The organism is Enterobacter sp. CM29, assembly GCF_013179605.1.
Classification (GTDB): domain Bacteria; phylum Pseudomonadota; class Gammaproteobacteria; order Enterobacterales; family Enterobacteriaceae; genus Enterobacter; species Enterobacter intestinihominis.
In genome coordinates this window covers 1-4,084 of the sequence record NZ_JABMCU010000280.1, presented here as the reverse complement: position 1 = coordinate 4,084, position 4,084 = coordinate 1, and the positions used below count along the sequence as shown (strand labels likewise).

3 protein-coding genes and 1 pseudogene are annotated in these 4,084 nt (G+C 53.6%); 1 reads left to right on the top strand and 3 read right to left on the bottom strand.

Annotation, left to right across the window (positions count from 1 at the left end):
- Positions 1 to 173: pseudogene (locus HP459_RS21790) on the top strand (MFS transporter); the annotation flags it as partial.
- Positions 174 to 223: 50 nt separating this feature from the next.
- On the opposite strand, the gene htpX reads toward HP459_RS21790, so the two are convergent.
- The 3 genes from htpX to proQ all read right to left on the bottom strand — a co-directional run bounded on the left by htpX (position 224) and on the right by proQ (position 4,053).
- The gene (gene htpX / locus HP459_RS21785; protein WP_003859899.1) at positions 224 to 1,105 is read right to left on the bottom strand and encodes a protease HtpX; all 882 of its coding nucleotides are present in this window, start codon (positions 1,103 to 1,105) and stop codon (positions 224 to 226) included.
- Positions 1,106 to 1,298: 193 nt separating this feature from the next.
- Complete coding sequence (prc, locus tag HP459_RS21780; RefSeq protein ID WP_003859896.1) at positions 1,299 to 3,347, bottom strand: carboxy terminal-processing peptidase; 2,049 nt, start codon at positions 3,345 to 3,347, stop codon at positions 1,299 to 1,301.
- Between the two features lie 19 nt (positions 3,348 to 3,366).
- The gene (proQ, locus tag HP459_RS21775; protein WP_171936824.1) at positions 3,367 to 4,053 is read right to left on the bottom strand and encodes an RNA chaperone ProQ; all 687 of its coding nucleotides are present in this window, start codon (positions 4,051 to 4,053) and stop codon (positions 3,367 to 3,369) included.
- Between the last annotated feature and the right edge of the window lie 31 nt (positions 4,054 to 4,084).

Sequence of the window (4,084 nt, the reverse complement as noted above, 5' to 3'; positions counted from 1 at the left end):
TGGGTACGGCAAGACTGTTAGGGCAGAGCACCGGGGCCGCAATGGTGGCGTTGATGTTTAACCTTGCCGGGCAAAATGCGACACACGTTGCGCTGATTACCGCAGGGACACTGGCGACCCTCGCGGCTATCATTAGCGGCCTTCGTGTGACCCAGCCAAAGGCGCAGGCATAAAAAAACCGGGCGGAGATTGTCTCCTGCCCGGTTTTTTTCATCCGGCGGGATTACTTCAGGTATTCGCCGCTTCGCAGCGCTTCAATACGTTTATCCAGCGGCGGGTGTGACATAAACAGCTCGCTCAGCGACTTTGATTTACCATTGATGCAGAAGGCCATCATGCTGTTTGCTTCCTGCGGCTCGTAGCTGGTTTTCAGACGTTGCAGCGCAGCAATCATCTTCTCACGACCCACCAGTTTCGCAGAACCGGCATCCGCGTGGAACTCACGATGACGGGAGAACCACATGGTAATGATGCTTGCCAGGATACCGAACACCAGCTCCAGCACCATTGAAACAGCGAAATAGATCAGCGGGTTACCGTTGCTCTCTTCACCCTCATCACGGTTGCCACCCATAAATCCGGCAGCAATCTGCGCCAGAATACGGGAAATAAAGATAACGAAGGTGTTCACCACGCCCTGGATCAAGGTCATGGTGACCATATCGCCGTTAGCGATATGGCTGATCTCGTGAGCAATAACCGCTTCCGCTTCGTCACGGCTCATGTTTTGCAGCAGACCGGTACTGACGGCCACCAGGGACGCGTCACGACGCGCACCGGTAGCAAACGCGTTGATATCCGGCGCGTGGTAGATCGCCACCTGCGGCATGGCTATGCCCGCCTGCTTTGACTGCTGAGCAACCGTGCTCATCAACCACTGTTCCATATCGTTACGCGGCTGCTCAATAACTTCACCGCCCACGGATTTCAGTGCCATCCACTTCGACATCAGCAGTGAAATGAAAGAGCCGCCGAAACCAAACAGCAGCGCCATAATCAACAGACCCTGAACGCTGCTCGACTGAATTCCCGTCAGGCTTAGCACCAGCCCGAATACCACCATCACCGCCAGGTTGGTGAGCAGGAAGAGCGCGATTCGCATCATAATATTCTTTTAACCTCAGTTTAACAAAACGCACTATGCGATTACCCACATCGTATGGGTATTGCGGCTATTTTCAAGCATCCAGACGGCGTAAGTCACCAGAAAGACACAACTTTACACAATTGGAAATCTGCCTGACGGAAGGATGAGGAACAAAAAGAAACAGGCACAATTTCTTGTGCCTGTTGGGGGATTATTTTGTCGGAGCAGGTTGTACGGCAGGTTTCTCTTTTTCCAGCTTCGCGAGATCAAGCGCGATATGCACCGTCTCGTCCAGATACGGATCGGGCTCCTGGTAATCCTTAGGCAGATCGTCCAGTTTTTTGAGCAGAGGCTTGCCTTCACGTTTGAAGCGATCGTTGATACGCGCCAGACGTGTCGCGTCATCTTCATTGTTCTCTTTCTCACGCTGGGCGTAGTTCAGAGAGACAATGTTCCGTTTCGCTTTCAGAGCGTTGAAACGCGCGATGTCCTTCATGATGTACTGGAATTCCGGATCCTTCCCGATGCGGTCATTGTGATTTTTCAGCAGTTCCGGACCGAACTGTTTCATATCACCCGATTTCACGAATGTCGCGGCATCAATGCTATCCCACGGCAGCGCGTTATCTTCAAACTTCTCGCCCGTTTCCGTCTCTTCGGTACCTGTCGGCATCATGATGTCCGGCGTCACGCCTTTGCGCTGCGTACTGCCGCCGTTAACACGGTAAAACTTCTGAATGGTGTACTGTACTGAGCCCAGCGCCGGCCATTCAGGACGCAGCATCTGGTCGTAAATACGGTTCAGAGAGCGGTACTGCTGAACGGTGCCCTTGCCAAACGTCGGTTCGCCGACGATTAACGCCCGGCCGTAATCCTGCATGGCAGCAGCGAAGATTTCCGATGCAGAGGCGCTGAAGCGATCGACCAGCACCACCAGCGGCCCCTTATAGTAGACCACGCCATCGGTATCGGCATCTTCACGCACTTTACCGTTGTTATCGCGCACCTGAACCACCGGGCCAGACGGGATAAACAGCCCGGAGAGCGAGACGGCCTCGGTCAATGCCCCGCCGCCGTTGCTGCGCAGGTCGATGATCACACTGCTGACATTCTGCTTTTCAAGCTTCTGGAGCTGCACTTTCACATCATCGGTCAGGCCAACGTAGAAGCCAGGGATATCCAGAACGCCAACCTTCTCTTTACCCACGGTTTTCACCGACATTTTCACCGCGCGATCTTCCAGACGGATACGCTCACGGGTCAGAGTAACGATACGGGTTTTGGTCCCCTTTCCGGCAGGCAGGATCTCCAGGCGAACTTTGCTGCCCTTCGGCCCTTTGATCAACGCAACTACGTCATCAAGTCGCCAGCCAATCACGTCCACCATGCTCTTTCCGGTTTGACCTACACCGACAATACGGTCGCCTACGCTGATCGCTTTGCTTTTCGACGCAGGGCCACCAGCTACCATGGAGTTGATAACGGTGTAGTCATCGTCCATCTGAAGCACAGCACCGATACCTTCCAGAGACAGGCTCATTTCGGTATTGAACTGTTCGGTGTTACGTGGAGAGAGATAATTAGTGTGCGGATCAATTTCGTGCGCAAACGCGGTCATCGCCAGCGAGAAAACATCTTCACTGTTGGTCTGCGCCAGACGACGAATTGCGAATTTGTAGCGACGGTTTAACGTCTCACGGATCTCTTTCTCGTCTTTGCCTGTGAGCTTGAGGCTCAGTTCGTCATATTTGACTTTTCCGTCCCACAGCGCATTCAGTTCAGCCTCATCTTTCGGCCATGGCGCTTTGCTGCGGTCCAGATTAAAGGTGTCGTTGCCGGTGAAGTCCATCGGACGTTCCAGCACTTTCAGCGCGTATTGATAACGCTCAAAACGGCGCTTTTGCGATAAGTTGTACAGATCGTAGAAAAGATCCAGCTTTCCGGAGCGCAGCTCATCACCCACTTCGGATTTGCGTTTAGCGAACTGTTCGACATCGCTGGCCAGCAGTACGTTATGGCTGTAATCCAGCAAGTTCAGATAACGGTCAAAGATTTTGGCCGAAAAGGCCTGATCGAGATCGAACTGACGATAGTGCGAACGAGTAAAGCGCGACGTCACGCGCTCACTCACCGTCGCGTGCTGAGTTTCTTCCTTAAGAACCGGAATTTGATCAACACGCGTAATATCGTCCACAGCGAAAGCGTGGCCTGTTATAGCAAACAGGCCAGCCAGCGCGGTGAGCTTAAAAAAAGTGTTCATGCCAGGCTCGGCCTCCGTTTCAGAACAACAAGTGTTCTGCGCGCACAATCATTGACATACCAGAAGTCAGCTGTACACGAACGCCATCTTTGGTGATTTCCAGTACGGTGGCATCCATCGCATTGTTACCCGCTTTAACCTTCAGAGACTGACCTACGCTCAGGGCGTTGATGTCCGAAACTGGGGTGTGGCGCGGCTCTTCGCGCGGCGCACGTGGGGCTTTAGCTGCTGGTTTGTCAGCACGCGGTTTGCGATCGTTATTTTCAGTACGACGCGGTGCCGGACGCGGTTTACGCTCGCGACGAGGGGCGTCTTCCTGACCGTTTGCCGCTGCGGCTTCGCGTTTTTTGGTCTGCTGTTCAGCACGCTGTGCCTGAACGCGAGCTTTGGCTTCTTCAAGCTGCTTACGCGCATGTTCTACGTGCTGCTCGTCCAGCTCACCACACGGGTTGCCGTCAAGGTCGACACGGGTCGCACCCGGCTTGATACCGTACAGGTAACGCCAGCTCGAGGTATAAAGGCGCAAGGCAGAACGAAGCTGCGTTTTGCTGAGGTTCATCTCCCCCTCAACGCGCGCGACCAGATCCTGAAAGATACCGACTTTCAGAGGACGCGCTTCACCTTCAGCGCTGAAGCACTGCGGGAAACGCTCGGCCAGAAATGCGATAACTTCTTTACTGCTATTCAACTTAGGTTGATTTTCCATGAAATTTCCTGATTACAACGGACGTTGCCAA